Genomic DNA, 4523 nt, shown 5'->3' with positions numbered 1-4523 from the left:
TGGCTGCCGCGGGGCAGACGTGCTGAATGTGGGGCTTGACCGCCCAATATCAAGGTGGGCGTCGCTTCTGCGCTGTTCAGATTTTCCCTGTCATCAGCTTGCTCCGCAGCTGTAAAAGCCGCGGTAGCCGACCTCGAACCCCTGATCGAGCCTGAAGACGAGTTCGGCATTCTGGCGCCAGTCCGCTTCGTCGCCGAGCGACAGCACCGAGATGGTTGTTCCTGGCGCCGAGAATTCTACAGCGCCGGACTGCGGGTCGCCGTTTGCTTCCAGACTGACAAGCACGCCGTTCAGCTTCATGGCCGCCCCGCTGCCGTCCTCGGCAGCCCACAGGACGGGATCGGTTTCCGGACTGCGGTTGAAGGTGCAGCGGCCAGCAGCGGCAAGCACCCGATCGGCTTCGGCTTCCGGCATGGGCGCAAGATCAAGCGAGGAGATCAAGGTATTGTTCAGGGCGTCCTCAACCGTGCCCGGCTCGGCCGGCGGGTCGCGATAGATGCTCTCCACGGTGTTGCCCTTTGACACTTTCCCGATGAGGTACCGCATCTCCGCGATTTCGCGCCGCTGCGCCTCGATGATCTCGTCGGCAAGCTTGCGAACGCGGGGGTCGCGGATCTGCGCGCGCTCCGAGGTCATGATGGCGATCGAATGGTGCGGGATCATGGCACGCATGTAGCTTGGACCTGACACCGTGACCTGACTGCGCACAAGCCAGAGCGACAGCGCGAAGACAATCACCGACCCGACGAAGATCGCGATGTTCAGGGCCTTGTTGTCATACATCCCCAGCATGTAAGCCAGCATGATGACCGCCATGGTGGCGCCCATCATGATCGCCATGTAGGTTCGCGTTTCCGAGAAGAAGACGTGCTCCCAGGCATAGGTGTTGAGATACATCAGGATGAACATCACCACTGTCGAGGTGAGGATCATCAGGCCGAAGCGGATATAGGACATGAATGTTCTTCTCCTCAGTCTGCGGGCGCGGCAGGCGTTGGCCCACTCTCATCTGTCGCCTCCGGCGACTGCGGCGCTGCAGGCGCATTTTCCGAACTGGATGCAGTGCCGCCGCCCGTCAGGGCGCGGTAATCATCGGGCGTGAGTCCTGGCAGTTGCGTAACAAAGGCGGTCAGCGCCGCGATCCCCTCCGGCCCATGGTGGGTGCCGAAAGCGGGCATCCCGCTCATCTTGATACCGTTCTCGACGATCCAGTAGATCTCCTCAGGCCTCCATTCCGCAGCCGCTTCCACCAGATGTGGCGGCTCGGGCCGCATCCCACGCGACCAGTCCGTCGGCTCCTGGCCTGGTGCCCCATGGCAGTGGACGCAGCTTTCGGCATAATGAGTCGCGCCCTCGGCCACCAATGCATCCGGGAAGGATTGCGGAAGCTCCACCTTCCCTGCACGGCGCTCGATGGAGCGGTGCATCGTGGTGTCGAGCGTCCAACGTACGGCATCGGAATGAGGGTCCGAAGCGGCGACATTGTAGGCGCCTGTGTAGGCCATGGTCAGCCAGATGGCGATTGCGACAAGAACTGTCCCGACGATGCCCAATGCGAGACCAGATCCAAACTTCTTTGTCATTTGGCTCTCCCGTCCATTCGTTCGGTATGAAGGCGAGGATCGCTCCGAAACGCGCTTCAATACCCCCGTGGGGTTTCCGGTCCAAACACCTCGAAGCCGTGGATGTTCCCGCAACTTTTGAACCCGCCCAACGTTTTTTGACCTGAGCTAAAAGAGATCAGCGAAGTATGAACCAGCGTAAACAAGCAGCCTTTCACCGGCTTGCCCGCATTGAAGGGCAGGTCCGTGGCGTCATCAGGATGATCGAGGAGGATCGCTACTGTGTTGATATCCTCAACCAGACAATGGCTATCCGCTCGGCTCTGGCGCAGGTCGAGGTCCTGATCCTGCAGGACCATGCAGACGACTGTGTCGAGAGAGCCATCGCCTCGAATGACGCCGACGCACAGCGCCAGAAGTTCCGAGAACTGGTGAGCATTTTCGAAAAGGTCTGCAGATAGTTACAACCCAGCTGGTCCGAGGGCGTAGCCTTTTCGTGTCGGGCACTGGAACATTACCCCCCTCCTGTATGTTCCACAGACCCAAAACTAAACGGAAGGAACCGATATGCACGTCCGCGAAATGATAAGCACCCATCCTCATGTTCAGGGCAGCACAGCCGACCGGCTCATCCAGTTCATTGAAGAAGCATACGGCTGTGCACAGACCTGCACTTCGTGCGCTGACGCGTGCTTGGCGGAAGACATGGTTGCCGAACTCCGGCAGTGCATCCGGCTCAACCTTGATTGTGCCGACATCTGCGCCGCGACGGGAGCGATGGCGTCCAGGCGCACCGGATCCAATATCGAGGTTCTTCGAGCCGCTATTCAGGCCTGCGCTGAGGCATGTCGTCGTTGCGGCGACGAGTGCCAGAGTCATGCAGAGAAGCACGAGCACTGCCGGATCTGCGCCGAGTCCTGCAAACGTTGCGCCGAAGCCTGTCAGGCAGCTCTTGAAGAAGTGCGCTGAATCTACCGAGCGGCCGCTCTGAAGCGCAGGCGCCAGAGCTACTGGTTTCCATCATTTTTTACTTCGTCGTTCTTTAGTGACGCGAAAAGGGCGGACCTGCCGACCTTTTCGCGTGCGACAGCTTCGCGACTGTAAGGCCGGAGGAGGCGAGCCGTTCGGGCGTGGCCGTCATCGGGCGGCCGTCTTTTCGTCCCCTCGCTGCGGCGCCGTGAGCCCAGCATTCGTCCGCTCACGGATCAGATCCCGCTCGAACTGGCCAAGTGCCCCGAAGGGGTGGAATACGAGCCGCCCCGTGGGAGTAGTGGGTGTTGATGTTTTCGATTAGCGGCCGAAAACCCACGCCGCGATCTTCCAGGTCGGCGACGGTCTGAAGCAGATGCGCCATCGACCGGCCGAGGCGGTCAAGTTTCCAACCACGAGAACGTCGCCGTCCACAGGGACGATAGCGCCGCGTTTAGCCCAGGGCGCTCGGTCCTGGCGCCGGACACCCCGCGATCCTCGAAAATGCGGGTTGCTCCGGCAGCACGGAGGGCGTCGAGTTGAAGGGCGAGATCCTGCTCGGCGGTCGAGACGCGGGCGTATCCAATAAGGGACATGGGTCTCCAGCAGAAAAGAGTGCGCCGGAGCATCTGACGAGCCGCAAAGCCGTCCGGAAATCAAAATGTCCAATTACCCGCTGTTAGGATAGTTTTCGGGCAAGTCCGCTCATCTTCCATAAAGCGGAGCGTTCTTTGGAATGCCCTGGTTTCATTGTACGATTAAGGATGGACAAACGGACACTTTGTCTTCTTTCCAAGTGCCGCTTCTATGTAACCGTCAACTTCTGCTGGCAGAAGAGGGCCTATCCGTCGGCGATGTCGTGCGCTACACAAGCCCCAGCCACGCTTTGCGCAGCCAGAGACCTCCTGCATCCGAGACGCCATGCTGCACGCGAATACCCGGCTTGACCATCCCCACGGCGCCGCTGCCATGTTCCGCTTCGCGGCCGATCATCCAGAATACATCACGGGAACGGAGGCGGGTCCGTGGCGGATGCAGATCCCGCTGGGCAGCTTCGAGGCGCGGTGGGACGGTGAGGCGCTTCTCGTTGAGGCAAGAGGCGTCAACCCCATCGGCCTCAGCTACATGAAGCTGATCTTCGTGGATCATATCCGAGAGTATCTCGCAGAGGAGGTAGAGTTGCACTGGGAGGGCGACGGACAGTCCCATGGCGTTCCGCCGTTCTTCCGCGAGGTCCGCGTCACGGCATCGCGCCGCCTGACCCCCACCATGCACAGGGTCACCTTCTCTGTTCCGGACCTGGAAGACCTGCCGCTGGATGAGCTTCACGTCCGTCTGCTCCTGCCTCCGGAGGATCGGCCAGCAAACCTGCCGCCTGTGTGGCCGATGCTGACGGCAAGTGGTGCGCTGAGCTTCCCCACCGGGCCTGATAGCTTGCTGGTGCGCGTCTATACCATCCGCCATGTCGATCTGGCGCGGGGCGAGGTCGACATCGACTTCGTGCTCCATCCCACTGCTGAGAGATCGGCCGGGGGCTGGGCTGCGACATGCCGCCCGGGCGATGTGGCGGGTCTGCTGGGACCGGGCGGCGGGGCGATCCCCCAGGCACCACGGGTGCTTCTGCTGGGCGACGAGACGGCGCTGCCGGCCATCGCCCGCATGCTGGAGGCTGCATCGCCCGGAACCATCTGCGAGGCGATCATCGAGGTGGATGGCCCCGAGGATGAACAGGCTCTCGCCGGCCCCGTGGAGTGGCTGCATCGGCGTGGCGCTGCGCCTGGCACGAAGCGGCTGCTGATCGAGGCGCTTGCCCGGCGGCAGCCGTCCGACGATCTGTATGTCTGGGCCGGATGCGAGTTCGACGCATTCCGCGACATCCGCCGCCACGTCCGTTCGATTTGGAAGATGCCGCGCGACCGGCACATGGTTGCAGCCTATTGGCGGCGCGGCATGGCGGGCGAGATGGCGGAGGAGCCGCATCACAGTTCAGCT

General features: G+C 61.8%; 5 protein-coding genes and 1 pseudogene. 3 read left to right on the top strand and 3 right to left on the bottom strand.

Annotated elements, in window-relative coordinates:
* Positions 1 to 93: 93 nt before the first annotated feature.
* On the bottom strand, positions 94 to 957 hold the full coding sequence (locus tag AAIL68_RS17140; protein WP_347140983.1) for a DUF305 domain-containing protein: 864 nt from the start codon (positions 955 to 957) through the stop codon (positions 94 to 96).
* Positions 958 to 971: 14 nt separating this feature from the next.
* Positions 972 to 1583: a cytochrome c gene (locus tag AAIL68_RS17135; RefSeq protein WP_347140981.1), complete on the bottom strand. Its 612-nt coding sequence runs from the start codon at positions 1581 to 1583 to the stop codon at positions 972 to 974.
* Positions 1584 to 1750: 167 nt separating this feature from the next.
* Here AAIL68_RS17135 and AAIL68_RS17130 point away from each other — a divergent pair, with 167 nt between their 5' ends.
* Together AAIL68_RS17130 and AAIL68_RS17125 are read left to right on the top strand one after the other, a co-directional pair.
* Positions 1751 to 2023 carry a metal-sensitive transcriptional regulator gene (locus tag AAIL68_RS17130; RefSeq protein WP_347140979.1) on the top strand — a complete coding sequence of 91 codons (273 nt, stop codon included), beginning with the start codon at positions 1751 to 1753 and terminating at the stop codon, positions 2021 to 2023.
* 106 nt (positions 2024 to 2129) lie between these two features.
* On the top strand, positions 2130 to 2531 hold the full coding sequence (locus tag AAIL68_RS17125; RefSeq protein WP_347140977.1) for a four-helix bundle copper-binding protein: 402 nt from the start codon (positions 2130 to 2132) through the stop codon (positions 2529 to 2531).
* 38 nt (positions 2532 to 2569) lie between these two features.
* On the opposite strand, the pseudogene AAIL68_RS17120 reads toward AAIL68_RS17125, so the two are convergent.
* Positions 2570 to 3127 (bottom strand): annotated as a pseudogene (locus AAIL68_RS17120) (recombinase family protein).
* A gap of 325 nt (positions 3128 to 3452) precedes the next feature.
* On the opposite strand from AAIL68_RS17120, the gene AAIL68_RS17115 reads away from it, so the two are divergent.
* On the top strand, positions 3453 to 4523 hold a 1071-nt coding region (locus AAIL68_RS17115; protein ID WP_347140976.1), incomplete at its 3' end, for a siderophore-interacting protein.

The organism is Paracoccus sp. SSK6, assembly GCF_039770665.1.
In the GTDB taxonomy this organism is placed as follows: domain Bacteria; phylum Pseudomonadota; class Alphaproteobacteria; order Rhodobacterales; family Rhodobacteraceae; genus Paracoccus.
Note: the sequence above shows the minus strand (reverse complement) of the source record. Positions and strands in the feature narration are given on the sequence as shown.

Excerpts from the sequence above, each read along its gene's own strand:
- AAIL68_RS17135 (WP_347140981.1), bottom strand. The coding sequence starts at position 1,583 with ATGACAAAGAAGTTTGGATCTGGTCTCGCATTGGGCATCGTCGGGACA.
- AAIL68_RS17125 (WP_347140977.1), top strand. The coding sequence starts at position 2,130 with ATGCACGTCCGCGAAATGATAAGCACCCATCCTCATGTTCAGGGCAGC.
- AAIL68_RS17130 (WP_347140979.1), top strand. The coding sequence starts at position 1,751 with ATGAACCAGCGTAAACAAGCAGCCTTTCACCGGCTTGCCCGCATTGAA.
- AAIL68_RS17140 (WP_347140983.1), bottom strand. The coding sequence starts at position 957 with ATGTCCTATATCCGCTTCGGCCTGATGATCCTCACCTCGACAGTGGTG.